The following is a 22,943-nucleotide window of genomic DNA, read 5'->3' as shown; positions in this document are numbered from 1 at the left end:
CGCAAACACTCACGAGCCGCGCCCGACGCCCTCACCCTCAAGCCAAACTCAACGACGCATCACCTTTTCCGACGGCGTCAGCGCTTCGATATAGGCCGGGCGGCTGAAAATCCGCTCGGCATACTTCATCAGCGGCGCGGCGTTCTTCGACAGTTCGATGCCGTAGTGATCCAGACGCCACAGGAGCGGCGCGATCGCCACGTCGAGCATCGAGAACTCTTCGCCGAGCATGTACTTGTTCTTCAGGAAGATCGGCGCGAGTTGCGTCAGGCGATCGCGGATCGCGAGGCGCGCTTTCTCGTGATTCTTCTCGGCCGCCTTGCCCTTCTCGTTTTCGAGCGTGCCGACGTGCACGAACAGTTCCTTCTCGAAGTTGAGCAGGAACAGGCGCGCGCGGGCGCGTTGCACCGGGTCGGCCGGCATCAGTTGCGGATGCGGGAAGCGTTCGTCGATGTACTCGTTGATGATGTTCGATTCGTACAGAATCAGATCCCGTTCGACGAGAATCGGCACCTGACCATACGGATTCATCACAGCGATGTCTTCCGGTTTGTTGAACAGGTCGACGTCGCGGATCTCGAAGTCCATGCCCTTTTCGAACAGCACCAGCCGGCAACGCTGGGAGAACGGGCAAGTTGTGCCGGAATACAGAACCATCATGTTTACGTTTCCTCAAAAAGCTGAAGGGCCAGCACGCGGAAAAACCGTCCAGCAGGTCTTTCCTTGCGCCGGCCCCACGCCAGTTATGGCGTGATTATTTGATATCTTTCCAGTACGCAGCGTTCAATCGCCAGGCGAAAAAGCTCAGGATGCCGAGGAACAGCAGCACCCACACGCCAAGCCGGTGACGGGTTTGCTGAGTCGGTTCGGACATCCAGGACAGGTACGACACGAGGTCGGCCACATCCGAATCATAATCCACCGGCGACAAGGTCCCCGGCGTGATCTGCTGGAAACCGACGAATTTATGGACTTTTTCCCCGGTCCTTTCGTCGACATCGTCTTCGAACTTCGCGCTACGTTCTCCCTGAAGCTGCCACAACACGTGAGGCATGCTCACGTTTTCATACACCAGATTGTTCCAGCCGGTTGGCCGCGTATCGTCGCGATAGAAACTGCGCAGATACGTGTACAGCCAGTCGCGGCCGCGCGCCCGTGCTTCCACCGACAAATCCGGCGGCGCAGTGCCGAACCACGCTTTCGCGTCGTCGGGCTTCATTGCCACCGACATCGTGTTGCCGATTTTATCGGTCGTAAAAAGCAGATTTACCTGAATTTCCTGCGGCGAAATACCCAAACTGGTCAATGCGCTGTAGCGCATCAGGTTCGCACTGTGGCAATTCAGGCAGTAGTTTACAAACAATTTGGCGCCGTGCTGCAAAGAAGCAAAATTGTCCGCGTTATCGGGCGCGCGGTCGAGCGGGAAATTGTCGTCCGCGTAAGCCGGCGCGGCCAGCAACGCCAAGGCAAGCGTCAGCGATGCGGCCCCGATCACCGCGAGCCTCGAAAGCATTTTTCTCATCTTCGTGTCTCCTTGGCCTGCGATTAGTGAGGCTTGAAGTGCACCCGCTCGGGTGGCTGCTTGAACTTGCCAAGCGGCGTCCAGAACGGCATGCCAAGGAAAAACGCGAAGTAGACCAGCGCACAAATCTGCGCGATCAGGGTCGCGGCGGGCGACGGCGGCTTGGTTCCGAGGAACGCCAGCGTCAGAAAAGCCAGCACGAAGATGCCGTAAAACACCTTGTGGAAAAACGGCCGGTAGCGGATCGACTTCACCGGCGAGCGGTCCAGCCACGGCAGGAAGAACAGCGAAACCACCGCGCTGCCCATCACCACCACGCCCCAGAACTTCGATTCGGTGAAGAACATCGCCAGCAGCACCAGCACGGCCAGCACCGGCAGCCCCACCTTCCACTTGCCGCGCGCCCGTACCAGCGCGAACAGCCCGAGCAGCGCGATCACGATCATCAGGACGATCTTGAACGGGTCGGTGGTGGCGCGCAGCATCGCATAGAACGCCGTGAAGTACCACACCGGCGCGATTTCCGGCGGCGTCTGCAGCGGATTGGCCGGGATGAAGTTGTTCGACTCCAGGAAGTAGCCGCCCATCTCCGGTGCGAAGAAGATGATCGCCGCGAAGATCAGCAAGAACACGCTGACGCCCATGAAGTCATGCACGGAGTAGTACGGGTGGAACGGGATGCCGTCGAGCGGAATGCCGTTCGCGTCCTTCTTCGCCTTGATCTCGATGCCATCCGGGTTGTTCGAACCCACTTCGTGCAGCGCCACGATGTGCGCCACCACCAGGCCGATCAGCACCAGCGGAATCGCAATCACGTGGAACGCGAAAAAGCGGTTCAGCGTGACGTCCGACACCACGTAGTCACCGCGAATCCACAGCGACAGGTCCGGCCCGATGAAGGGAATCGCCGAGAACAGGTTCACGATCACCTGGGCGCCCCAGAACGACATCTGGCCCCACGGCAGCAGGTAGCCAAAGAACGCCTCGGCCATCAGGCACAGGAAGATCGCGCAGCCAAACACCCACACCAGTTCGCGCGGCTTGCGGTATGACCCGTATAGCAGTCCGCGGAACATATGCAGATAGACCACCACGAAGAACATCGACGCGCCCGTCGAGTGCATATAGCGGATCAGCCAGCCCCATGGCACCTCGCGCATGATGTACTCGACCGAGGCGAACGCGAGCGTCGAATCGGGCTTGTAGTTCATGGTGAGGAAGATGCCGGTCACGATCTGATTGACCAGCACCAGCAACGCCAGCGAGCCGAAGAAATACCAGAAGTTGAAGTTTTTCGGCGCGTAGTACTCGGAAACGTGCTTTTTCCACGTCGCCGTCATCGGAAAGCGGCGGTCGATCCAGCCGACCAGCCCGGTCGTCTCCACTTCGTGATCGATCGCCATTTACGCTTCTCCTTTCTCGTCCTTGCCGATCACGAGCTGGGTAGCCGACGTGAACATGTAGCGAGGGATATCCAGGTTCTGCGGTGCCGGTTTGTTCTTGAAGACGCGCCCGGCGAGATCATAGGTGGAGCCGTGACAGGGGCACAGGAAGCCGCCGGGCCAGTCGTCCGGCAGATTCGGCTGCGGGCCTTCCTGGAAGCGCGGCGTCGGTGTGCAGCCCAGATGGGTGCACACGGCAACGGTAACCAACAGGTTCTTGTGATCGGGCCGTGAGCGGAATTCGTTGTTGCAGTAATCCGGCAACGGCATCGAGAAGGGATGCTCGGTATGGGGATCGGCTACTTCGTTATCGGCTTTCTGGACGTCGGCGAGCATCCGGTCGGTGCGGTTGAGGATCCAGACCGGCTTGCCACGCCAGGCAACAGTCATCATGTCGCCGGGCTTCAGATTGCTGATATCGGCCTCGACCGGCGCGCCGGCTGCCTTGGCTTTTTCAGATGGTGCAAACGAACTAACAAAGGGTACGACAGTGGCAACGCCTCCAATGCCACCTGCTACGGTCGTCGCTATCAGCCACGTACGCCGGCCGCCGTCGACGAGCTCATCTTCTTTGTCTCGCATCACACGCCCCACTTCTGAGTTGGATTTTTCCTTCACGTCGCTTCTACCGACGCTAGTTTGCTCGAATGGAGTCGCCATTTACAAGGCCCGAATGCCAAAAACCATGCGAAGTCTTTGATATCCAAGGGTTTCCCCCCACCAATAAGAAACTTTTTTGTATCCCGTTTTAAGTGGGCCCTGTGTATTTCGTGCGTTTTAGTTCACTAATCAGACGGGATTGTGGATATCAATAAAAAGATGCTCGATATCGAACGATTCCGCCAGATGCGCGCCGAGTGCCTGCACGCCGAAACGCTCGGTGGCATGGTGGCCGGCGGCCAGAAACGCGACGCCGCTTTCGAGCGAGGTATGCATGGTGGATTCGGACACTTCACCGGTGAGATACACGTCTGCGCCGGCTTCGATCGCCGCGTCGAAATAGCCTTGGGCCGCCCCCGTGCACCATGCGACGCGCCGTATCGCGACATCGGGGTCGCCGAATACGAGCGGCGTGCGGCCAAGCGTCTGCTCGACCTGTGCGGTGAAATGCTCGAGGGTGATAGGCATGGGCAGCGTGGTCATCCAGCCCAGATCGTTCTCGCCAAACCGCACGTCGCCGATCCAGCCCATCTTCTCGCCCAGTTGGGCGTTGTTGCCATACTCAGGATGATCGTCGAGCGGCAGGTGGTAGGCGAACAGGTTCAGGTCGTTGGCCAGCAGCAGCTTCAGGCGGCCGTATTTGCGGCCGGTGATCTGCGGCGCTTCGTTACGCCAGAAGTAGCCGTGATGCACCAGCACCGCATCTGCCCCCCAATCGAGCGCGGCTTCGAGGAAAGCCAATGAAGCGGTCACTCCAGTCGCCAGTTTGTTGACCCGGCGGCGCCCCTCCACCTGCAGGCCGTTCGGGCAGTAGTCCTTGAAGCGCGCGGTTTCAAGGAGTTTGTTCAAGTACAATTCAAGTTCGATCCGATCCATATAAACCTCTATTCTTCAGATGCTTAGACGCTTTTGGCTGTTCTTTGCCCAAGCGGTGACCGTGCTGTTGGCGCTGATGTTCATCATTGCGACCCTAAAACCGCAATGGCTGCAGCGACAAGGGCAATTCGGCAAGCAGCTCTCCGAGCCGATCGTCGCACTGCGGGAGGTGGCGCCAGGCATCGGTAGCGGTCCCGCACAGGCTTCCTATGCCGACGCCGCGCAGAAGGCCTCCCCTGCGGTCGTCAATGTGTTCTCGAGCAAGGACGGATCGTTGCCGCCCGACCCTCGGGCCAAAGATCCGCTGTTTCGTTACTTCTTCGGCGACAAGAACAACAACCGCAGACAGCAGGAGCAACCCGCATCCAATCTGGGCTCGGGTGTCATAGTGAGTTCGGAAGGTTACATTCTAACGAACCAACACGTTGTCGACGGTGCGGATCAGATCGAAATCGCGCTCGCCGACGGCCGCACCACCACCGCCAAGGTGATCGGCGTCGACCCGGAGACCGATCTGGCGGTCCTCAAGGTCAATCTGACCAACCTGCCTACCATTACGCTCGGCCGCATGGACCAGACGCGCGTGGGCGACGTGGTGCTGGCGATCGGCAACCCGTTCGGCGTGGGTCAGACGGTGACCATGGGGATTGTCAGCGCGCTCGGCCGTAATCACCTGGGCATCAACACCTTCGAAAACTTCATCCAGACCGACGCGGCGATCAATCCCGGCAACTCGGGCGGCGCGCTGGTCGACGTGAACGGCAATCTGCTGGGCATCAATACGGCGATCTACTCGCGCTCGGGGGGCTCGCTCGGGATCGGTTTTGCGATTCCGGTGTCGACGGCGCGCAGCGTGCTGGAGAGCATCATCACCACTGGCTCGGTCACGCGCGGCTGGATCGGCGTGGAACCGCAGGACGTGACGCCTGAGATCGCCGAATCGTTCGGGCTCGACCAGAAATCCGGCGCGATCGTGGCCGGCGTGCTGAAGAACGGGCCGGCCGACCGCGCCGGCATCAAGCCGGGCGACATTCTCGTGAGTGTGGACGGCCAGGACATCACCGATACCACGCGCCTCTTGAACCTGATCGCGCAGATCAAGCCGGGCACGAACGCGAAGATCCATCTGGTGCGCAAGAATCACGAGATGGATCTGGATGTGATGATCGGCAAACGGCCTCCGCCGCCCAAGCAGCCCGCCGACGACAGCGACGATCAGAACGACGACGGCGGTTAAGCGAAAGCACCAAGCTGGCACGCAGACGCCAAACTAAAAAGGGCAGTCCACGAATGGACTGCCCTTTTTGCATCTTCAACCGGTAATGAGGTGTGCGGTATGCCGCAAACGCCCGTTGAGCGATGCTCAGCTCGCCGCATGCTCCTCTTCGTCGGCCACGTCCACCTGCTTGCCGACAATCAGGCGCGCCGCGATGATCCCCGCCTCATAGAGCACGATCAGCGGCACGGCCAGAATCAGCTGCGAAAAGACGTCAGGCGGGGTCACCACCGCGGAGACGATGAACGCCCCGACGATCACATACGGACGGATCTGACGCAGCTTCTTGACCGTCAGGAGGCCCATGCGGACCAGCAGCACCACGACGATCGGCACCTCGAAGGTCACCCCGAACGCGATGAACATGGTCAGCACGAAACTCAGGTAATTGTCGATATCCGTGTTCATCGCCGCGCCAAGCGGCGCATTGTAGTGCGCCATGACGCGGAAGATGGTCGGAAACACCACGAAGTACGCGAACGCCATGCCGCACAGAAACAGGATGTAGCTGCTGCCCACCAGCGGCACGACCAGCTTCTTTTCATGCTGGTACAGCCCCGGCGCGACAAACGCCCAGATCTGGTACAGCACGATGGGCAACGCAATCACGAAGGCCACCATCATGGTCACCTTCATCGGCACGAAGAACGAGCCGGTGACGTCGGTAACGATCAGCTTGCCGTCCTTCGGCAGGTTCATCATCAAGGGCCGCGCGAGCAGCTTGAAGATATCTGGCGCCCAGTAGACGAGCCCGATAAACACCACGATGACGGCAATCCCGGCGCGGATGATGCGGTCGCGCAGTTCAACGAGATGCGAGATGAAGGTCTCTTCAGTGCCTTCGGTTTGGCTTTGCTGGGGGTCGCTCACGCCGGCCCTCGGTAGGAGATTAACGCTAGGGTCATCAGAAGAAGCGCGTCGGCCGGCGCAGGCTCACCGGCGTATGACGCGCCACGCGCGCTGCGCCCGACTGCACCCGCGTACGGCGGGCAGTGGCACGCTTGTACCACGTGGGCATCGCCGTCTGCTTGACGCGCCAGTTCCTGCGCTTGGGCGCCGCGGCGGGCGTGCTGTGCCAGGACGTCGCCATGGTCGAAGAATTACCGGCAGCGCTCTCGAGCGAGCCGCCGGCGATGCTTGGGCTCACGGACGAGCCCGAATTCCACGCATCGTTCAACTCGGTCTCGTGCTTGCGCATGGTGTCGTGGACCGTGTTTTCGACATTGCTCGCGGCGGCTTCGAACTCGGTCTTCATGCGACGCAATTCGTCGAGTTCGATTTCACGCGTGACTTCGGCCTTCACGTCGTTGATATAACGTTGTGCGCGGCCGAACAGCGCCCCCGCGGTGCGGGCGACGCGCGGCAGCCGCTCCGGCCCGAGTACGACCAGTGCGACGACGCCGATCAGCGCCATCTTGGTTAGACCGAGGTCCAGCATGAATGGTGGTTCCCGTCAGTACGCGGTTGGACCGCGGCTTAGCGGTAGTCGCCCGAGCGCGGCGTTTTTTCTTTTGCGTCGACGTCGACCGTCTCGCTGCGCGGCAGTTCACGCTGTTGCGTGTCGCCCGCGGGTGTCTCCGCTTCTTTCATGCCTTCCTTGAAGCCCTTCACGGCGCCGCCAAGGTCGGTGCCGATGTTGCGCAGCTTCTTCGTGCCGAACACCAGTGCAACGATCAGCAGAACGATAAGCCAGTGCCAAATGCTAAACGAACCCATGACTACTCTCCTTAACCCCGACATCGCCGACGTCACGTTTGCACGCGGCGGCTATCTGCGCCTTACGGCCCGAATCGAGACGCGTACGCCTCATCTTTACGTTGCCGCCGCTGCGTCAGCTGCCGCCAGCGGCTTTGCGCATGATTGTGTCTAACGAATCGCGACGGCGTCATTACAGTGCAGCAGAAAACGCCCTCGCCTAACTGTCCTTCACGACGCAGCACCCAACCGGCCGGCGGAACCTTGGCGCAGCGACAGCGTTCGCGGCGCCTTGGCGCTTAACCCATGCGTTGCCACGGACGCGGCCCCGCCAGAATATGAGCATGCAGGTGGTACACCTCCTGCCCGCCGCCCGGCCCGGTGTTGATCACCGTGCGAAAGCCGGTCTCGCCGCCCTTGTAGGCCACGCCGAGCTGCTGCGCCAGACGCGCCACCAATACGAGCATTCTACCAAGCAGCGGTGCATCGCTTTCGCTGCAGTTCGACAGCGTTTCGATGTGCTTGCGCGGAATCACCAGCACATGGGTCTCGGCCGCCGGACGGATGTCGCGGAAGGCGACGAACTCTTCGTCCTCGTGGACTTTGGTTGACGGAATCTCGCCTGAAGCGATCCTGCAGAAAAGGCAATTTGAATCGTGGCTCATGGGTTTCCTGAAGCGCAAACGTGCAAGGCGGCCCAACCGAACGTCAGAACCAACCCCGCGGATTCAGCAGCGGCTTGTTATCGTACAGATACAGCCAGCCCTTGATGATACGGTACAACATCCAGATGCCGACAGCCCACAGGATCGGAATTCCGATCAGGGCAAAAATCAGTACGCCGCCGATCGCGTAGCCGAGGATGCTCCACCAGAAGGTGCGGATCTGCCACTGGAAGTGCACCTCGTACGGCGTGCCGACCACATCGGGGCGCTTCACGTAGTTGATGATGATGGCGATCAGCACTGAGATGCCACCTGTCAGCCAATAGACCGCGTAAAGCGCATACAGCACATGCGTAAGCGTGCGCAGGCTGCGCTCGCGCTCCGACTCAAGGCCGTTGCGGTAAGGCGGCGTAGGCGGTGGGTAGGCGCCTTGCGACTGTTCCATGTTTGCGTCCTCCTTCCTGATGGTACGGGGTGCAACCAGATGGGTATGCCAGCAGATTATGGCAGGCCGGACGCCTCATGGGGCTCGCCCGAACCCGCCGTGCGCAGTGCTGCTCTCAATTGGAGCCTGGTTGGCGCTCAGTCGCCGTTCTGCTCGCGCTCGCGGCTTTTGCGCAGCGCTTTCTCTTCGATGCCGGAGGTGCCTTCGCGGCGCTCGAGTTCGGCGAGCACGTCGGCGGGGCTCAGGTCGAAGTGCGACAGCATCACGAGGCAGTGAAACCACAGATCGGCCACTTCGCCGACCAGCGCAGTGGGCGCGCCGCCCTGGCGCACGTCTTTGGCGGCCAGCACGACTTCGGTCGCTTCTTCGCCGATTTTCTTCAGGACCGCGTCATCGCCTTTATGGAACAGGCGCGAGACATACGAGACGTCCGGATCGCCGCCCTTGCGGCTGTCGATAATCGCGGCGAGCCGCAGCAGAGTGTCTTGCGAGATTTGCGTCATTTGTAGATGTGTTCGGGGTCTTTCAGGACAGGATCGACCGCGATCCAGTCGCCGTCGTCGACCGTCCCTTCGAATTTCTGGAAAAAGCACGAGTGGCGGCCGGTGTGGCAGGCAATGCCCGACACCTGTTCGACCTTCAGCAGCACGACGTCTTCGTCGCAATCGAGCCGCACTTCATGCACATGCTGCACATGGCCGGACTCTTCGCCCTTGAACCACAGGCGCTGGCGCGAACGCGAGAAGTACACCGCGCGGCCAGTCTCGATCGTCTTGGCGAGCGCCTCGCGGTTCATCCACGCGAACATCAGCACGTCGTTGCTCGACGCTTCCTGCGCGATCACCGGCACGAGGCCGTTCGCGTCCCACTTCACCTTGTCGAGCCAATCCACAGCAGTAGGGTTCACCACGTCACAACCTCACCGAAATGCCTTGCTCGGCCATAAAGCGCTTGGCTTCGCCGACCGTGTGTTCGCCGTAGTGGAAGATGCTCGCGGCCAGCACGGCGTCTGCGTGACCCTGTTTGATACCGTCTGCCAGATGCTGCAGCGAGCCGACGCCTCCCGAGGCGATCACCGGAATCGACACGGCGTCCGAGACGGCGCGCGTGAGCGCCAGATCGAAGCCGCTCTTGGTGCCATCGCGGTCCATGCTGGTGAGCAGGATTTCGCCGGCGCCGAGTTCGGCCATCTTGCGCGCCCATTCGACCGCTTCCAGCCCGGTCGCCTTGCGCCCGCCATGCGTGAAGACTTCCCAGCGCGGCGCTTCGCCGCCGGCCGAGACGCGCTTGGCGTCGATCGCCACCACGATGCACTGCGAGCCGTATTTATCGGTCGCGTCGCGCACCAGTTGCGGGTTCGCCACCGCCGACGAGTTCATGCCGATCTTGTCCGCGCCGGCGTTCAACAGGCGCCGCACGTCTTCGACCGCGCGCACGCCGCCGCCGACAGTCAGCGGAATGAACACCTGCGAGGCGACCGCTTCGATGATCGGCAGGATCAGGTCGCGCCCGTCCGACGTGGCGGTGATGTCGAGGAAAGTGAGTTCGTCGGCGCCCTGCTCGTCGTAACGACGGGCAATTTCGACGGGGTCGCCCGCATCGCGCAGTTCGACGAAGTTGACGCCCTTGACCACGCGTCCAGCCGTGACGTCGAGACAAGGGATGATGCGTTTAGCTAGAGCCATGATCGTGCAAATTCTTGCCAATACCGCTGATGAGGCCGCTCTCAGGCGAGCGGCGCAATGCCGGCGCGGGTTGCCGTGGCAGCGGGGTTGCGTGGAAGGTGGCACTCACCTTCCGTGCGCACGCCGCTTCCAGCGCGGAGCCAGAATCCGCGCCAGGCCGCCTGACGCGCGCGCCGCCGCCTTCAGGCGTCGTCCGACTCGCGCAGCTTGTCGGCGAGCGTCTGCGCAGCCGCGAAATCGAGGTCGCCCGAATAGATGGCGCGACCGCAGATCACACCTTCGATGCCTTCCACTTCGACTTCGCACAGCGCTTCGATGTCGGCCATGTTCGACAGGCCGCCGCTCGCGATCACCGGGATCTTCACCGCGCGCGCCAGGCGCACCGTAGCGTCGATGTTGATGCCTTGCAGCATGCCGTCGCGGCCGATGTCGGTGTAGATGATCGACTCGCAGCCGTAGTCTTCGAACTTGCGCGCGAGGTCGGCGACTTCGTGGCCGGTCAGCTTGCTCCAGCCGTCCGTGGCGACTTTGCCGTCTTTCGCGTCCAGCCCGACGATGATATGGCCGCCGAACGCCGTGCAGGCGTCCTGCAGGAAGCCAGGATTCTTCACCGCCGCGGTACCGATGATCACATACGACAGGCCGTCGTCCAGATAGCGCTCGATCGTGTTCAGGTCGCGGATCCCGCCGCCCAGCTGGACGGGAATCTCACCACCGACTTCTTCGATGATCGCGCGGATGGCGTCTTCGTTCTTCGGCTTACCGGCAAACGCTCCATTGAGGTCGACGAGGTGTAGGCGCCGGGCGCCGCGGTCGACCCAATGTCGGGCCATAGCCGCCGGTTCCTCGGAAAAAATCGTCGCCTGGTCCATGTCGCCCTGTTTGAGGCGTACACACTGACCATCTTTCAGGTCGATGGCGGGAATCAGCAGCATAGCAATCGGGTGTTGTCAGGGAAGAAGGTTTAAAGTCGGACGGCGCAGAGCGGCGGGATAAGCCGGCTCGCGCACCGTTTCGCTAGTTTAGTACAACTCTTTCAGGAGCCCGGCGCACGTGCATCGGGCACAAGGACGCAGCTCCGGCCGCCGCCCCGGCATGGGGTACGCGACGCGCAGTAGAACAAAAGAAGAGACGGTAGGCGCTCACGGGTTCCAGTGCACGAAGTTTCGATACACGCGCAGGCCCGCTTCGGCGCTCTTTTCCGGGTGGAATTGGGTCGCGAAGATGTTATCCCGCGCCACCGCCGAGGTAAAGGGCACGCCGTACACGGTCTCGCCCGAGGTATGCGCCGCATTGTCCGGCTGCACGTAGTAGCTGTGCACGAAGTAGAAGAAGCTGCCGTCCGCGACGCCATCCCACAGCGGGTGCGGCACGGTCTGGCGGACGCGGTTCCAGCCCATCTGCGGCACCTTGAAGCGCGAGCCGTCGTCCTGCACCTGGCCTTCCAGATCGAAGCGCAGCACCTTGCCGGGCAGCAGGCCGAGGCCAGGCGTGTCGCCCTCGGCGCTCCAGTCGAACAGCATCTGTTCGCCCACGCATACGCCCATCAGCGGCTTGCTGCGCGACGCCTCGATGACCGCCTCCTGCAGGCCGGATGCGCCGAGACAGCGCATGCAGTCGGGCATCGCGCCCTGCCCCGGCAGCACGACGCGGTCGGCCGCGCGGATCGCTTCCGGCTGGTCGACGATCGCCACCTCCGCTTCCGGTGCGGCCTTCCTCAATGCCTGGGCGACCGAACGCAGGTTGCCCATTCCGTAATCCACAATCGCAATCGAAGTTTTCATTTCAAGTTAGGCAGTAACGCCTTCAGACCGTCGACGATGAATTCCACCGCCAGCGCCGACAACATCAAACCCATCAGCCGCGTGCCGATATTGATACCGGTTTGCCCCACCCAGCGGGCGATCGGTCCGGCGAGCCGGAGCGCAAAAAAGCAGATCGCCGCCAGCACGGCGCCGATAACGACAAGACTAATCCGGTCGTACCAATGAGGCGAGTGCGCCGCATAGATAATTACCGTGCTGATGGCGCCCGGGCCCGTCAACAGGGGAATCGCGAGCGGCACCACGGCGACGTTGTTCTTCTGCTCGGCCTCGTGGCGCTCTTCCGGCGTCGAACGGCTGTTGCCGATCTGCGCATTCAGCATATTGATCGCCATCAGCAGCATGATGATGCCGCCGCCCACCTGCAGCGAGCCGACCGAAATGCCAAAGAAGCTGATGATCTGCTGCCCAAGCAGCGTCGTCACCGCAATCACGAAGAACACCGACACCGCGGCAATCCGGATCGTGCGGTGCCGCTCGCCGTCCGACTGCTGCGCCGTCAGGCTCATAAAGAACGGAATCGCGCCCACTGGATTGATCAGCGCCAAGAGCGAGATGAACGACTTGAGGATATCCATCGCAAGCCGGGGCCACGCAAGGCGCGCGCCCGGTCCGGTTAGTCTGCTTCAAAAAGAAAACGCCGGGCCACCTTGGGGCCTGGCGCGACGCGGCAGGCCCTCGGGGGGCGCTGCTTACAGGCTACCTTTGGTCGACGGAATCTGCCCCGCCGCACGTTCGTCCAGTTCCGTCGCCATGCGCAAGGCACGCCCGAACGCCTTGAACACCGTTTCCATCTGATGGTGGGCATTCAGGCCGCGCAGGTTGTCGATATGGAGCGTCACGCCGGCATGATTCACAAAGCCGCGGAAAAATTCGATAGAAAGATCGACGTCGAACGTACCGATGCGCGCACGCGTGAACGGCACGTGGAACTCGAGGCCAGGCCGTCCGGAAAAGTCGATCACGACGCGCGACAGGGCTTCGTCCAGCGGCACGTAAGAATGACCGTAGCGACGGATGCCCTTCTTGTCGCCGACCGCCTTCGCGACCGCCTGCCCCAGCGTGATGCCGACGTCTTCGACCGTATGGTGGTCGTCGATATGCGTGTCGCCATGCGCCTCGATGTCGAGATCGATCAATCCATGCCGCGCGATCTGGTCGAGCATGTGGTCGAGGAACGGCACACCGGTGGCGAGCTTTTGCTTGCCGGTGCCGTCCAGATTGATCTTGATACGGATCTGCGTTTCGCTAGTGTCGCGAACGACTTCCGTCTGGCGCATGGTAATTCCTCGAATCTGACTATGAAAGAAAGGGTGTTGGGGGAACGCCGAATGCCGCGCCCGCTGTGCGGTGCGCGGCGCGACGGCACGCCATTTAATGCAGCACGAGTTTCAGTGCGGCCAGCAGTTGCGCGTTTTCTTCAGGGGAACCGACCGTCAGGCGCACGCAATTCGCCAGCAATGGATGCATTTTACTCACGTTTTTGATCAAAACCCGTGCAGTAAGCAGCGTTTCGAACATAACGGATGCGTCAGGTACCCGCACCAGCAGGAAGTTGCCCGCGCTCGGGAACACTTCCGCGCCCGGCAACTGGCCCACGGCGTGCGCCAGTTTCGTGCGTTCCTCGCGCAGTTGCGCGGCTTGCGCGTCCAGCACGTCGAGGTGATCGAGCAGGAAATCGGCCGTGGCCTGCGTCAACACATTGGTGTTGTACGGCGGGCGCACCTTGTCGAATTCGGTCAGCCAGGCGGCGCGCCCGACCAGATAGCCAAGCCGGATACCCGCGAGGCCGAGCTTCGAAACGGTACGCATCACGACCACATTGTCGAACGCGTCGGCGCGCGGCAGCCAGCTTTGCTGGGCGAACGGCTGATAAGCCTCGTCGATCACCACCAGGCTCTTGTCCGCGGCGGCGATGATGCGCTCCATCTCGGCGTCGTCATAGAGCGTGCCGGTCGGATTGTTGGGGTAAGCCAGATAGACGATAGCCGGCTGATGCTCGGCGATGGCGGCGAGCATCGCCTCGGTGTCGAGCGTGAAATCCGCCTTCAGCGGCACACCAACGAATTCCAGGTTCGCCAGTTTGGCCGACATCTGATACATCACGAAGCCCGGTACCGGCGCGAGCACCTTGGCACCCGGTCTGGCGCAGGCCATCGAGATCATGCTGATGATCTCGTCCGAGCCGTTACCGAGCAACACCTCGCAGTTGGCCGGCACCCTCATCACGCGCTTGATCTTTTCGAGCAGCGCCTCCGGACGCGGCGCCGGATAACGGTTCAGCGCGACACCGGCGAGACGCTCGCCGAGTTGCGCCGCAAGCGCCGCCGGCAAGGGGAACGGGTTCTCCATGGCGTCGAGCTTGATGAAGCCCGTGGCGTCGGGAACCGGATAGCTCGTCATCGCGAGCACGTCGCGGCGAATGATGTCTTGAGGTGTCGTCATGAATGGGCGGACCGGCCCACGGACGGGCAGGTCATACAGGGACGGCGCGAGAGCCGCCCCAGTTGGTCAATGTTATGGCGAGGCGCCGGTTGTTTTACGCGGGGCGCGCTCAGCCGTTCTGCTTCATGCGGTACTCGGCGCTACGGGCATGCGCGGGCAGTCCCTCACCATACGCCAGCTCCGCTGCGATCTCACCCAGCGTCTGGGCGCCTTCCGCGCTGACTTCGATCACACTCGAGCGCTTGAAGAAATCATAGACGCCCAGCGGCGACGAAAACCGTGCGGTGCGCGACGTAGGCAGCACGTGATTCGGCCCAGCGCAGTAGTCGCCGAGACTTTCGCTGGTGTAGCGGCCGAGGAAGATGGCGCCGGCGTGGCGGATCAGCTTGCCCCATTGATGCGGGTCGAGCGCGGAAATTTCGAGGTGTTCCGGGGCGATGTCGTTGGCGATCGCACAGGCTTCGGCCATGTCGCGCACCTTGATCAGCGCGCCGCGCCCTTCCAGCGAGGCGCGAATCACGTCCTGGCGCGGCATGGTGGGCAGCAGTTCGTTGATCGCGTCATGCACGCGGGCGATGAAAGCATCGTCCGGGCACAGCAGGATGGATTGCGCGAGTTCGTCGTGCTCGGCCTGCGAGAACAGGTCCATCGCGACCCAGCGCGGGTCGGTGGTGCCGTCGCACAATACGAGGATTTCCGACGGGCCAGCGATCATGTCGATACCGACCGTGCCGAACACGCGGCGCTTGGCCGACGCCACATATGCGTTGCCCGGGCCGCAGATCTTATCGACCGCCGGCACGGTCGCCGTGCCGTAAGCCAGCGCGCCGACCGCCTGCGCACCGCCAATGGTGAACACGCGGTCAACCCCGCCCAGCAAGGCGGCCGCCAGCACCAGCGGATTCTTCACGCCATCGGGCGTCGGCACGACCATGACGATTTCGCGCACCCCGGCCACCCGCGCCGGAATCGCGTTCATCAACACCGACGACGGATAGGCGGCCTTGCCGCCCGGCACGTAGATGCCGGCGCGGTCGAGAGGCGTGACCTTCTGGCCCAGCAAGGTGCCGTCGGGTTCGGTGTATTGCCAGCTATGGCTGCCGCATTCGATCTTCTGCTTCTCGTGATAGCCGCGCACCCGTCCGGCAGCCGCTTCAAGCGCCGCCCGGCGGCGCGGGTCGAGCCCTTCCAGCGCGGCTTCGAGTTCCGCCATCGGCAGTTCGAGCGCAGCCACGCTCGGCGCCGACAGACGATCGAAGCGGTTGGTGTACTCGAGCACTGCCGCATCACCGCGAGCCTTCACGTCGGCCAGAATCTGCGCAACCGAGCGCTCGATCGCTTCGTCCTCGCTCGCCTCGAACGCGAGCACCGCGTGCAGCGCCTTCTGGAATTCAGGAGCGCTGGAGTCGAGTTTGCGAATCTTGATAGACATGCTGGTATCCGTTTCGGTAAGGCGCACCTGAGGCCCCTTCAAACAACATTAAACATAGGCAACCTCAGGCGGCATCAGGCATCATCAGGCGCTATCGGGCACCCTCAGGCCGCCGCATCGGCGCGCCGCGACGCGCGTTCGAACGCGTCGAGGAACGGCCGCAGCGCAGCGCGCTTCAACTTGAGCGCCGCCTGGTTCACGACGAGGCGCGACGAGATCTGCATGATCTCCTCCACCTCGACAAGATTGTTGGCCCGCAAGGTGCCGCCCGAACTGACCAGGTCGACGATCGCGTCGGCCAGACCCACCAGCGGCGCGAGCTCCATCGAACCGTAGAGCTTGATCAGGTCGACGTGCACGCCCTTCGCGGCGAAATGCTCGCGGGCGGTTTCCACATATTTGGTGGCCACGCGCAGCCGCGCGCCCTGGCGCACGGCGTTCTCATAATCGAAGCCCGCCGCAACGGCGACCGACATCCGGCAACGTGCGATGTCGAGGTCCACCGGCTGGTACAGGCCGCTGCCGCCGTGTTCCAGCAGCACGTCCTTGCCCGCCACGCCGAAGTCGGCCGCGCCGTATTCGACGTAGGTCGGCACATCGGTGGCGCGCACGATGATGACACGCAGGTTGGCGTCGGTCGTCGGCAGGATCAGCTTGCGCGAGGTTTCCGGATCTTCGGCAACCTGCACGCCGGCGGCTGCCAGAAGCGGCAAGGTCTCTTCGAAGATACGCCCTTTCGACAGCGCGAGCGTGAGCGGCGCGCTCACTGCCGGGGACGACGAGGTTTGTGCAACCGAGCTCATGCCTGGCTCCCCGGAATGCGGCGCACCTTCGCACCGACGGCCGTCAGCTTCGATTCCATCCGGTCGTAGCCGCGATCCAGGTGATAGATGCGGTCGATCAGCGTCTCACCGTCGGCGCACAGGCCGGCGATCACGAGGCTAGCCGAGGCACGCAAATCGGTGGCCATCACCTTCGCGCCGGACAGCTTGTCGACGCCGCTCACGAGCGCCGTGTTGCCGTCGATCGTGATGTTGGCGCCGAGGCGGTTCAGCTCCTGCACATGCATGAAGCGGTTTTCGAAAATCGTTTCGACGACTTGCGCGGTGCCGTTGGCGATCGTGTTGAGCGCCATGAACTGCGCCTGCATGTCAGTCGGGAAAGCCGGGTACTCGGAGGTACGCACACCTACCGCATGCGGACGCTGGTCCATGCGCACGCGCATCCAGTCGTCACCTTCTTCGATCGTCACACCGGCTTCGCGCAGCTTTTCCGTCACGGCTTCGAGGATCAGCGGCCGTACCTTGCGCAAGATCACGTCGCCGCCCGCCGCCGCAACGGCGCACAGGAACGTGCCGGCTTCGATCCGGTCGGGAATCACCGTGTGGTTCGCGCCGTGCAGCTTGTCGACGCCCTGGATCACGAGGCGGTCGGTACCGATGCCATCGATCTGCGCGCCCATCGCCACCAGCAGGTGCGCCAGATCGCCGACTTCCGGCTCACGCGCGGCGTTCTCGATCACGGTCTCGCCATCGGCCAGCACCGCTGCCATCAGCAGGTTTTCGGTGCCAGTGACCGTGATCATGTCGGTCACGATGCGCGCGCCCTTCAAGCGCTTCGCGCGGGCTTCGATAAAGCCGTGTTCGATGGTGATTTCCGCGCCCATCGCCTGCAGACCCTTGATGTGCTGGTCGACCGGCCGCGCGCCGATGGCACAGCCGCCCGGCAGCGACACCTTCGCCTCGCCGAAGCGCGCGAGCAGCGGCCCGAGCACGAGGATCGACGCGCGCATGGTCTTCACCAGTTCATAAGGCGCCACGAGGTTGTCGACCTTCGAGGCGTCGAGCAACACATGCCCCGCGCTCGATTCGGTCCGCACACCCATCTGGTTGAGCAGCTTCAGCGTGGTGCGCACGTCCTGCAGGTCCGGCACGTTCTCGAGATGAACCGGCTCCGCGCTCAGCAAACCGGCGCACAGGATCGGCAAGGCGGCGTTCTTCGCCCCCGACACGACGATCTCACCGGCCAGCCGCTGGCCGCCTTCAATGACGAGTTTGTCCATACCTGTCGTCTCCTGATCGATCCGGCTTACCGCCGGGGCTGCATTGCTTACTGTGGCGGCGCCGCTACCGGCATCGCGCCTATCTTGTGTAATTCGCACTAACGTTCCAGATTACGCGTTTTGCCATTCGGCGGGCGTCAGCGTTTTCATGCTGAGCGCGTGGATTTCTTCGCGCATACGGTCGCCAAGCGCCGCGTATACGAGTTGATGACGCTGGATCAGGCGCTTGCCTTCGAAGCTCGGAGAGACGATGGTCGCAAAGAAATGCTGACCGTCGCCTTCGACTTCGAGATGGTCGCAAGCGAGTCCAACTGCAATGTATTGCTTGACCTGTTCGGGAGTCGGCAACATGAGAAAGCTCCTCGTCAGTGGCGCAGTTTGTAGCCGGAGGCGAGCATGCGCATCGCCACCACGGCCAGCACCACAAAGAAACCGGCGACGATGGCCAGGCTCACGAGCGGATCGATATCCGAGACCCCGAAGAAACCGTAGCGAAAGCCGTCGATCATGTAGAAAAAAGGATTGAGCCGCGACACTTCGCGCCACACCGGCGGCAGCGTGTGCGTGGAGTAGAACACGCCCGAAAGGAACGTGAGCGGCATGATCAGAAAATTCTGGAAGGCGGCGAGCTGGTCGAACTTCTCGGCCCAGATGCCGGCGATCAGACCGAGCGTGCCGAGAATCCCGGCGCCCAGCACGGCAAAGGCGATGATGATCAACGGCGCGCTGAAGCTGAGCGGCACGAACCAGATTGTCACGATAAACACACCGAACCCGACCGCGAGACCCCGCACCACGGAAGCCAGCACATACGCGCAGTACATCTCATAGTGGGACAGCGGCGGCAGTAGCACGAACACCAGGTTGCCGGTGATTTTCGACTGGATCAGCGAGGACGAGCTGTTGGCGAACGCGTTCTGCAACACGCTCATCATCACGAGGCCCGGGATCAGGAAGCTGGTGTACTCGACGCCCGGGTAGACCTGCACGTGGCCGCGCAGCGCGTGACCGAAAATCGTCAGGTACAACAGCGCGGTGATGACCGGAGCCAGGACCGTCTGGAACGCGACCTTCCAGAAGCGCAGAATTTCCTTGTAAAACAGCGTGCGAAATCCACTAAAGCCGCTCATGCAAGCCCCTCGATCACTTCCGGACCGTTCATCACCTGAACAAATACGTCTTCGAGGTCGGCCTTGCGCACCTCGACTTCTTCCAGCTTGCAACCCGCGTTGCGGCATTGCGCGAGAATCCGCTCGACGTCGTCGTAGCTCGCCAGACGCAGCAGATGTTGCCGGCCGTTGCCATTGCCCGCGCCGGACTCGACTTCCAGCGGCCGCAATTCGACAGGCAGCACGCCCTCGGTAAACCGCAGGAACAGTTGCATGCCGGCAAAGCGCTGCAGCAGCGTGCTGGTGCGTTCGAGCGCCACCACTTCGCCGCGCCGCAACATGGCGATGCGGTCGCACAGCGACTCGGCCTCTTCCAGATAGTGCGTGGTCAGGACGATCGTGTGCCCCTCGCGATTCAGTCGCGAGATGAATTTCCACAAGGTTTGCCGCAGTTCGACGTCCACGCCCGCGGTCGGCTCGTCGAGCACGATGACCGGCGGCCGGTGCACGAGCGCCTGCGCGACCAGCACGCGGCGCTTCATCCCGCCCGACAGCGCGCGCATATTGGCGTCGGCTTTTTCGGTGAGATCGAGGTTGGCCATCACTTCGTCGATCCACGCATCGTTGTTGCGCAGGCCGTAGTAGCCGGACTGGATGCGCAAGGTCTCGCGCACCGTGAAGAACGGGTCGAACACGAGCTCCTGCGGCACGACGCCGAGCGCCCGGCGGGCGTCGCGGAAATCGCTGACCACGTCGTGACCGCGCACCGCGATGCTGCCTTCATCGGCGCGCGCGAGACCGGCGAGGATGCTGATCAGCGTCGTCTTGCCCGCGCCGTTCGGACCGAGCAGTCCGAAAAACTCGCCTTCTTCCACCGTGAGGCTGACGCCCTTGAGCGCCTGAAGATCTTTGTAGCGCTTCTTGACGTTACGAATTTCTATGGCTGGCATGACTGTGCGCCGCTTTGGATCACGGCGCCTGAAAGGTGCGCAAAGTGCAGGGAGGACCGGAATTGGGGACGGCTTAAAGCCTGAAATGAGCCCCAAAAAACGGTTGATTATAGGGCAAAGTCGGGAGGCCCGACTTGACCTGAGAAGACTGGGGAGGTGACGCCTGACGCGTCAGTGGAGCGTCAATGTCGCGCTGTGAGAAGCGTATCGACGCCGTAGGCTTGCGCGAGGCTGGCGAGACCAGCCGGCAGATTGACGATTTCGAGCGCGGCGCCGCGCGCCTGAGCCGCCCGTTGCCATGCGATCAGCACGGCGAGCGCCGACGAGTCGAACTGCGCGAGCGGCGCGCAATCGACGCTGCCCGCACCCGCCGCGATCCGCTGCAGACCCGCGGCGAGCGCAGCCTTCGCGCTCGCGTGGGTCAGCGTCGTGCCGGTTTCGAAGCGACCGGCGACGGAGCGAACTTCGACGTTCACCGCTGTGCTCACGACTGCTTGCCCGCAGCGAGTTGCTGATTACGCTGCGTCAGGAACTGGATCAGGCCGTCCACGCCGTGCTGCTGGATCTGCTCGTTGAACTGTTGCTGATACGCCTGGATCAGCCACGCGCCGAGCACGTTGATGTCATAGACGCGCCAGCCTTGCGGCGTCTTGTACAGGCGATAGTCCAGTTCCACCGGCGAGCCGTTGTTCATCACGACCGAGCGCACCACGGTGTCGGTGTCGTCCGGGTTCATGCGGAACGGCTTGTACTGGATCTGCTGGTCCTTGACCTGCGCCAGGGCGCCCGAGTACGTACGGATCAGCAGCATCTTGAACTGCTCGACCACAGCGTTTTGCTGGTCGGGCGTGGCGGCGCGCCAGTTACGGCCCATCGCCAGTTGCGTCGTACGGCGGAAGTCCGTGTAAGGCAGGATCTTCTCGTTGACGAGCTGGGTGATGTGGGAAATATCGCCCTGCTGGATCGACTTGTCGTTGCGGACGGCGTCGACCACCTGCTGAGTCACCGTCTTGATCAGGCCATCGGGCGAGTTGCTATCGACTGTTTGCGCAAATGCGGCGCTACCAAACGAAAACAACGCAGCGAAAAACGGAACGAGGAAGAATTTTTTCATATCAAGCCTGGCAAAAAGAATAATGCAGTGCACACCTTGGAGCCGACAATAGCATGCGAGTTCATCCGCGATCCACGTGCAAACTGCTAGAGTCGTTTCGAGGTGTTACGGCTGCACCCTCAACGTAATTTGAACGTCGGGAAGTTAAGCCGCGGCGGCACGACCTGGTCGGCAGGAATCTGGTCGTTTTCCGGTCCGCCATTCATATCGAGCGGCGGCGACACGGACGTGCCCGAAGCCGGTGCCGCACCTGCTGCCGTAGCGGCAGTCGCGCCTGAGGCGCCGGCGGGCGCCGTGGCGGGCACCGTTGCCGCCGCCGGCGCAGAAGCCGCGCCCGGGGCCGAAGCAGCACCGGCGGCCGGCGCAGCTGCGCTGCCGTCCACGTCGTCATACTTCGGCAATGCGGCATTGTCGCCGTAATCAGGCAGTGAAGCGTTGCCGCCCTTACCCTGCGTCAGCAGGTAGTTACGGCGTTGCAGGTACGCGTTACGCACAAACGAATACTTGTCGAGCGCCGCACCTTCCAGCACGTCGCTCGCGCTCAGCAGGTTGGCCCGCGTGTTGACGATGTTCAAGCCGTAGAGCGCCCAGCTCAGGCCGTCCGGGTGAATGTAAGACAACGGGTTGACATAGTACTCGCCAATCGAGCCCACCGCGTCGCGCACCGTGCTCGGCCCAAACAGCGGCAGCACCAGGTACGGGCCCGGCGGCACGCCATAGTGACCGAGCGTGAGACCGAGGTCGTTGTCGTGCTTCGGCAGCTTCGCGAGCGTCGCCACGTCGAACAGGCCGCCAACACCGAAGGTGGTGTTGATGACGATCCGCATGATGTCCTCGACACCGTCGGTCACCTTCAATTGCAGCAGGTTGTTGGCCGCAATGTAGACGTCGCCAATGTTCGAGAAAAAGTTCGTCACGCTGTCGCGCACCGGCTGCGGCGTGATGTACACATAGCCCTTGGCAACGGGCTTCAGCGCGTACTGGTCGACCTTGTCGTTGAACTTGAAGACGGTGCGGTTCAGACCCTCGAGCGGATCGCCCTTGGTGGGGGTCTGGACGGTCGCACAGCCGGCGAGCGTCACCGCAGCGAAGGCCAGCGTCGTGATACGGACGCGCGTGGTCTGCATTCTTGTTCTCCTTATTGACCGGCCGCGCCCGAGGCGGGCGTTGCCGGCGCCGGTGCTGCCGGCGCGGGGGCTGCAGCGGGTGCGCCCGGCTTGGATGCGCCCGAGTCCGCCGCCTTGCTATAGAGGAATTGTCCGATCAGGTTCTCGAGCACGATGGCCGACTGGGTCATCGAAATCGTGTCGCCTGCTTTCAACATTTCAGTGTCGCCGCCCGGCTCCAGACCGATGTACTGCTCACCGAGCAGGCCCGAGGTCAGAATCTTGGCGGAGGTGTCCTTCGGAAACTGGTATTGCTTGTCGAGATCGATCGTCACCAAGGCCTGATACGAATTGGTGTCGAAGTTGATCGAGTCGACCCGGCCGACCGTCACACCCGCGCTCTTCACCGGCGCGCGCGCCTTCAGGCCGCCGATATTGTCGAACTTGAGTTTGACCGGGTAGGTTGCCTGAAACGACAACGAGCTCATGTTGCCGGCCTTCAGCGCCAGGAACAGCAACGCTACGAAACCCAACACCACAAACAGGCCGACCCAGAAGTCGAGAGCAGTCTTTTTCATCGTCATCCCAAAGAGAATCCGTCGCGCTGACCACACCTTCCGCACCGCGCGGGCAAGT

30 protein-coding genes are annotated in these 22,943 nt (G+C 62.4%); 2 read left to right on the top strand and 28 right to left on the bottom strand.

Annotated elements, in window-relative coordinates; translation table 11 throughout:
- Nucleotides 1-48 precede the first annotated feature (48 nt).
- The 5 genes from BLQ92_RS34250 to BLQ92_RS34230 all read right to left on the bottom strand — a co-directional run bounded on the left by BLQ92_RS34250 (nt 49) and on the right by BLQ92_RS34230 (nt 4,500).
- The gene (locus tag BLQ92_RS34250) at nt 49-660 is read right to left on the bottom strand and encodes a glutathione S-transferase N-terminal domain-containing protein (RefSeq protein ID WP_006052302.1); all 612 of its coding nucleotides are present in this window, start codon (nt 658-660) and stop codon (nt 49-51) included.
- A gap of 94 nt (nt 661-754) precedes the next feature.
- Complete coding sequence (locus tag BLQ92_RS34245) at nt 755-1,522, bottom strand: cytochrome c1 (RefSeq protein WP_090693644.1); 768 nt, start codon at nt 1,520-1,522, stop codon at nt 755-757.
- A 23-nt stretch (nt 1,523-1,545) separates the two neighbouring features.
- Nucleotides 1,546-2,925: a cytochrome b gene (locus BLQ92_RS34240; RefSeq protein WP_090693639.1), complete on the bottom strand. Its 1,380-nt coding sequence runs from the start codon at nt 2,923-2,925 to the stop codon at nt 1,546-1,548.
- Nucleotides 2,926-3,546, bottom strand: coding sequence for a ubiquinol-cytochrome c reductase iron-sulfur subunit (gene petA / locus BLQ92_RS34235; protein ID WP_090693635.1), 621 nt, complete (start codon nt 3,544-3,546; stop codon nt 2,926-2,928).
- 207 nt (nt 3,547-3,753) lie between these two features.
- A complete protein-coding gene (locus BLQ92_RS34230) occupies nt 3,754-4,500 on the bottom strand; it encodes a Nif3-like dinuclear metal center hexameric protein (RefSeq protein WP_090693632.1) in 747 nt (248 codons plus the stop codon).
- A 19-nt stretch (nt 4,501-4,519) separates the two neighbouring features.
- Here BLQ92_RS34230 and BLQ92_RS34225 point away from each other — a divergent pair, with 19 nt between their 5' ends.
- Nucleotides 4,520-5,737: a Do family serine endopeptidase gene (locus tag BLQ92_RS34225; RefSeq protein ID WP_090693628.1), complete on the top strand. Its 1,218-nt coding sequence runs from the start codon at nt 4,520-4,522 to the stop codon at nt 5,735-5,737.
- A 126-nt stretch (nt 5,738-5,863) separates the two neighbouring features.
- Here BLQ92_RS34225 and tatC read toward each other — a convergent pair whose 3' ends face one another.
- The 3 genes from tatC to tatA are packed head-to-tail and all read right to left on the bottom strand — an operon-like array spanning nt 5,864 to nt 7,492.
- A complete protein-coding gene (gene tatC, locus BLQ92_RS34220) occupies nt 5,864-6,646 on the bottom strand; it encodes a twin-arginine translocase subunit TatC (RefSeq protein ID WP_090693625.1) in 783 nt (260 codons plus the stop codon).
- Between the two features lie 34 nt (nt 6,647-6,680).
- A complete protein-coding gene (gene tatB / locus BLQ92_RS34215; protein ID WP_090693622.1) occupies nt 6,681-7,214 on the bottom strand; it encodes a Sec-independent protein translocase protein TatB in 534 nt (177 codons plus the stop codon).
- A 38-nt stretch (nt 7,215-7,252) separates the two neighbouring features.
- Nucleotides 7,253-7,492: a Sec-independent protein translocase subunit TatA gene (tatA, locus tag BLQ92_RS34210; protein WP_090693618.1), complete on the bottom strand. Its 240-nt coding sequence runs from the start codon at nt 7,490-7,492 to the stop codon at nt 7,253-7,255.
- On the opposite strand from tatA, the gene BLQ92_RS40315 reads away from it, so the two are divergent.
- Nucleotides 7,491-7,646 (top strand): hypothetical protein, encoded by a 156-nt coding sequence (locus tag BLQ92_RS40315; protein WP_175772738.1) that lies wholly within the window; start codon nt 7,491-7,493, stop codon nt 7,644-7,646. The two genes, tatA and BLQ92_RS40315, sit on opposite strands and share 2 nt — an antisense overlap.
- Before the next feature lie 124 nt (nt 7,647-7,770).
- On the opposite strand, the gene BLQ92_RS34205 is transcribed toward BLQ92_RS40315, so the two are convergent.
- The 20 genes from BLQ92_RS34205 to mlaD all read right to left on the bottom strand — a co-directional run bounded on the left by BLQ92_RS34205 (nt 7,771) and on the right by mlaD (nt 22,885).
- Nucleotides 7,771-8,136: a histidine triad nucleotide-binding protein gene (locus BLQ92_RS34205; protein ID WP_090693614.1), complete on the bottom strand. Its 366-nt coding sequence runs from the start codon at nt 8,134-8,136 to the stop codon at nt 7,771-7,773.
- A gap of 43 nt (nt 8,137-8,179) precedes the next feature.
- Complete coding sequence (locus BLQ92_RS34200; protein WP_090693611.1) at nt 8,180-8,581, bottom strand: DUF4870 family protein; 402 nt, start codon at nt 8,579-8,581, stop codon at nt 8,180-8,182.
- 137 nt (nt 8,582-8,718) lie between these two features.
- Nucleotides 8,719-9,084, bottom strand: a complete 366-nt coding sequence (locus BLQ92_RS34195) for a phosphoribosyl-ATP diphosphatase (RefSeq protein WP_090693607.1) — start codon at nt 9,082-9,084, stop codon at nt 8,719-8,721.
- Nucleotides 9,081-9,491 carry a phosphoribosyl-AMP cyclohydrolase gene (gene hisI, locus BLQ92_RS34190; RefSeq protein ID WP_175772737.1) on the bottom strand — a complete coding sequence of 137 codons (411 nt, stop codon included), beginning with the start codon at nt 9,489-9,491 and terminating at the stop codon, nt 9,081-9,083. Before hisI ends, BLQ92_RS34195 begins: the two co-directional genes overlap by 4 nt.
- Nucleotide 9,492: 1 nt before the next feature.
- Nucleotides 9,493-10,266: an imidazole glycerol phosphate synthase subunit HisF gene (hisF, locus tag BLQ92_RS34185; protein ID WP_090693603.1), complete on the bottom strand. Its 774-nt coding sequence runs from the start codon at nt 10,264-10,266 to the stop codon at nt 9,493-9,495.
- Between the two features lie 182 nt (nt 10,267-10,448).
- Nucleotides 10,449-11,201, bottom strand: coding sequence for a 1-(5-phosphoribosyl)-5-[(5-phosphoribosylamino)methylideneamino]imidazole-4-carboxamide isomerase (gene hisA, locus BLQ92_RS34180; protein ID WP_090693599.1), 753 nt, complete (start codon nt 11,199-11,201; stop codon nt 10,449-10,451).
- Between the two features lie 207 nt (nt 11,202-11,408).
- Entirely contained in the window at nt 11,409-12,050 is a 642-nt protein-coding gene (gene hisH / locus BLQ92_RS34175) for an imidazole glycerol phosphate synthase subunit HisH (protein WP_090693595.1), read from the bottom strand.
- Nucleotides 12,047-12,667, bottom strand: coding sequence for a MarC family protein (locus BLQ92_RS34170; protein WP_090693590.1), 621 nt, complete (start codon nt 12,665-12,667; stop codon nt 12,047-12,049). Before BLQ92_RS34170 ends, hisH begins: the two co-directional genes overlap by 4 nt.
- Nucleotides 12,668-12,781: 114 nt before the next feature.
- Nucleotides 12,782-13,369 (bottom strand): imidazoleglycerol-phosphate dehydratase HisB, encoded by a 588-nt coding sequence (gene hisB, locus BLQ92_RS34165; RefSeq protein ID WP_090693586.1) that lies wholly within the window; start codon nt 13,367-13,369, stop codon nt 12,782-12,784.
- Nucleotides 13,370-13,463: 94 nt separating this feature from the next.
- Entirely contained in the window at nt 13,464-14,534 is a 1,071-nt protein-coding gene (gene hisC / locus BLQ92_RS34160; RefSeq protein WP_090693581.1) for a histidinol-phosphate transaminase, read from the bottom strand.
- A gap of 109 nt (nt 14,535-14,643) precedes the next feature.
- Entirely contained in the window at nt 14,644-15,966 is a 1,323-nt protein-coding gene (gene hisD / locus BLQ92_RS34155; protein ID WP_090693577.1) for a histidinol dehydrogenase, read from the bottom strand.
- Nucleotides 15,967-16,070: 104 nt separating this feature from the next.
- Nucleotides 16,071-16,769, bottom strand: coding sequence for an ATP phosphoribosyltransferase (gene hisG, locus BLQ92_RS34150; RefSeq protein ID WP_090693572.1), 699 nt, complete (start codon nt 16,767-16,769; stop codon nt 16,071-16,073).
- Entirely contained in the window at nt 16,766-18,028 is a 1,263-nt protein-coding gene (murA, locus tag BLQ92_RS34145; RefSeq protein ID WP_090693569.1) for a UDP-N-acetylglucosamine 1-carboxyvinyltransferase, read from the bottom strand. Before murA ends, hisG begins: the two co-directional genes overlap by 4 nt.
- Nucleotides 18,029-18,139: 111 nt before the next feature.
- Complete coding sequence (locus BLQ92_RS34140) at nt 18,140-18,379, bottom strand: BolA family protein (protein WP_090693566.1); 240 nt, start codon at nt 18,377-18,379, stop codon at nt 18,140-18,142.
- 14 nt (nt 18,380-18,393) lie between these two features.
- The gene (locus BLQ92_RS34135) at nt 18,394-19,158 is read right to left on the bottom strand and encodes an ABC transporter permease (RefSeq protein WP_090693562.1); all 765 of its coding nucleotides are present in this window, start codon (nt 19,156-19,158) and stop codon (nt 18,394-18,396) included.
- A complete protein-coding gene (locus BLQ92_RS34130) occupies nt 19,155-20,087 on the bottom strand; it encodes an ABC transporter ATP-binding protein (protein ID WP_090693558.1) in 933 nt (310 codons plus the stop codon). The genes BLQ92_RS34135 and BLQ92_RS34130 overlap by 4 nt, the downstream gene beginning before the upstream one ends.
- Before the next feature lie 182 nt (nt 20,088-20,269).
- Nucleotides 20,270-20,563, bottom strand: coding sequence for an STAS domain-containing protein (locus BLQ92_RS34125; protein WP_090693856.1), 294 nt, complete (start codon nt 20,561-20,563; stop codon nt 20,270-20,272).
- Nucleotides 20,564-20,571: 8 nt separating this feature from the next.
- Nucleotides 20,572-21,201: an MlaC/ttg2D family ABC transporter substrate-binding protein gene (locus BLQ92_RS34120; RefSeq protein WP_090693554.1), complete on the bottom strand. Its 630-nt coding sequence runs from the start codon at nt 21,199-21,201 to the stop codon at nt 20,572-20,574.
- Between the two features lie 119 nt (nt 21,202-21,320).
- Nucleotides 21,321-22,328: an MlaA family lipoprotein gene (locus BLQ92_RS34115; protein ID WP_090693550.1), complete on the bottom strand. Its 1,008-nt coding sequence runs from the start codon at nt 22,326-22,328 to the stop codon at nt 21,321-21,323.
- Between the two features lie 11 nt (nt 22,329-22,339).
- Nucleotides 22,340-22,885: an outer membrane lipid asymmetry maintenance protein MlaD gene (gene mlaD, locus BLQ92_RS34110; protein ID WP_090693850.1), complete on the bottom strand. Its 546-nt coding sequence runs from the start codon at nt 22,883-22,885 to the stop codon at nt 22,340-22,342.
- Between the last annotated feature and the right edge of the window lie 58 nt (nt 22,886-22,943).

This window comes from Paraburkholderia phenazinium, from assembly GCF_900100735.1.
Classification (GTDB): Bacteria; Pseudomonadota; Gammaproteobacteria; order Burkholderiales; family Burkholderiaceae; genus Paraburkholderia; species Paraburkholderia phenazinia.
The sequence above is the reverse complement of the archived record's forward strand: the minus strand, read 5'-3'. Positions and strand labels throughout refer to the sequence as shown.

What these genes read in the sequence shown, in the direction of transcription:
- tatB (WP_090693622.1), bottom strand. Translation starts at nt 7,214, where the DNA reads ATGCTGGACCTCGGTCTAACCAAGATGGCGCTGATCGGCGTCGTCGCA.
- mlaD (WP_090693850.1), bottom strand. Translation starts at nt 22,885, where the DNA reads ATGAAAAAGACTGCTCTCGACTTCTGGGTCGGCCTGTTTGTGGTGTTG.
- BLQ92_RS34135 (WP_090693562.1), bottom strand. Translation starts at nt 19,158, where the DNA reads ATGAGCGGCTTTAGTGGATTTCGCACGCTGTTTTACAAGGAAATTCTG.
- BLQ92_RS34130 (WP_090693558.1), bottom strand. Translation starts at nt 20,087, where the DNA reads ATGCCAGCCATAGAAATTCGTAACGTCAAGAAGCGCTACAAAGATCTT.
- BLQ92_RS34120 (WP_090693554.1), bottom strand. Translation starts at nt 21,201, where the DNA reads ATGAAAAAATTCTTCCTCGTTCCGTTTTTCGCTGCGTTGTTTTCGTTT.
- tatA (WP_090693618.1), bottom strand. Translation starts at nt 7,492, where the DNA reads ATGGGTTCGTTTAGCATTTGGCACTGGCTTATCGTTCTGCTGATCGTT.
- hisF (WP_090693603.1), bottom strand. Translation starts at nt 10,266, where the DNA reads ATGGCTCTAGCTAAACGCATCATCCCTTGTCTCGACGTCACGGCTGGA.
- petA (WP_090693635.1), bottom strand. Translation starts at nt 3,546, where the DNA reads ATGCGAGACAAAGAAGATGAGCTCGTCGACGGCGGCCGGCGTACGTGG.
- hisH (WP_090693595.1), bottom strand. Translation starts at nt 12,050, where the DNA reads ATGAAAACTTCGATTGCGATTGTGGATTACGGAATGGGCAACCTGCGT.
- BLQ92_RS34225 (WP_090693628.1), top strand. Translation starts at nt 4,520, where the DNA reads ATGCTTAGACGCTTTTGGCTGTTCTTTGCCCAAGCGGTGACCGTGCTG.
- BLQ92_RS34240 (WP_090693639.1), bottom strand. Translation starts at nt 2,925, where the DNA reads ATGGCGATCGATCACGAAGTGGAGACGACCGGGCTGGTCGGCTGGATC.
- hisC (WP_090693581.1), bottom strand. Translation starts at nt 14,534, where the DNA reads ATGACGACACCTCAAGACATCATTCGCCGCGACGTGCTCGCGATGACG.
- BLQ92_RS34170 (WP_090693590.1), bottom strand. Translation starts at nt 12,667, where the DNA reads ATGGATATCCTCAAGTCGTTCATCTCGCTCTTGGCGCTGATCAATCCA.
- BLQ92_RS34250 (WP_006052302.1), bottom strand. Translation starts at nt 660, where the DNA reads ATGATGGTTCTGTATTCCGGCACAACTTGCCCGTTCTCCCAGCGTTGC.
- BLQ92_RS34230 (WP_090693632.1), bottom strand. Translation starts at nt 4,500, where the DNA reads ATGGATCGGATCGAACTTGAATTGTACTTGAACAAACTCCTTGAAACC.
- hisD (WP_090693577.1), bottom strand. Translation starts at nt 15,966, where the DNA reads ATGTCTATCAAGATTCGCAAACTCGACTCCAGCGCTCCTGAATTCCAG.
- hisB (WP_090693586.1), bottom strand. Translation starts at nt 13,369, where the DNA reads ATGCGCCAGACGGAAGTCGTTCGCGACACTAGCGAAACGCAGATCCGT.
- BLQ92_RS34115 (WP_090693550.1), bottom strand. Translation starts at nt 22,328, where the DNA reads ATGCAGACCACGCGCGTCCGTATCACGACGCTGGCCTTCGCTGCGGTG.
- BLQ92_RS34200 (WP_090693611.1), bottom strand. Translation starts at nt 8,581, where the DNA reads ATGGAACAGTCGCAAGGCGCCTACCCACCGCCTACGCCGCCTTACCGC.
- BLQ92_RS40315 (WP_175772738.1), top strand. Translation starts at nt 7,491, where the DNA reads ATGACTACTCTCCTTAACCCCGACATCGCCGACGTCACGTTTGCACGC.
- BLQ92_RS34140 (WP_090693566.1), bottom strand. Translation starts at nt 18,379, where the DNA reads ATGTTGCCGACTCCCGAACAGGTCAAGCAATACATTGCAGTTGGACTC.
- BLQ92_RS34195 (WP_090693607.1), bottom strand. Translation starts at nt 9,084, where the DNA reads ATGACGCAAATCTCGCAAGACACTCTGCTGCGGCTCGCCGCGATTATC.
- hisA (WP_090693599.1), bottom strand. Translation starts at nt 11,201, where the DNA reads ATGCTGCTGATTCCCGCCATCGACCTGAAAGATGGTCAGTGTGTACGC.
- BLQ92_RS34205 (WP_090693614.1), bottom strand. Translation starts at nt 8,136, where the DNA reads ATGAGCCACGATTCAAATTGCCTTTTCTGCAGGATCGCTTCAGGCGAG.
- hisG (WP_090693572.1), bottom strand. Translation starts at nt 16,769, where the DNA reads ATGAGCTCGGTTGCACAAACCTCGTCGTCCCCGGCAGTGAGCGCGCCG.
- murA (WP_090693569.1), bottom strand. Translation starts at nt 18,028, where the DNA reads ATGGACAAACTCGTCATTGAAGGCGGCCAGCGGCTGGCCGGTGAGATC.
- BLQ92_RS34245 (WP_090693644.1), bottom strand. Translation starts at nt 1,522, where the DNA reads ATGAGAAAAATGCTTTCGAGGCTCGCGGTGATCGGGGCCGCATCGCTG.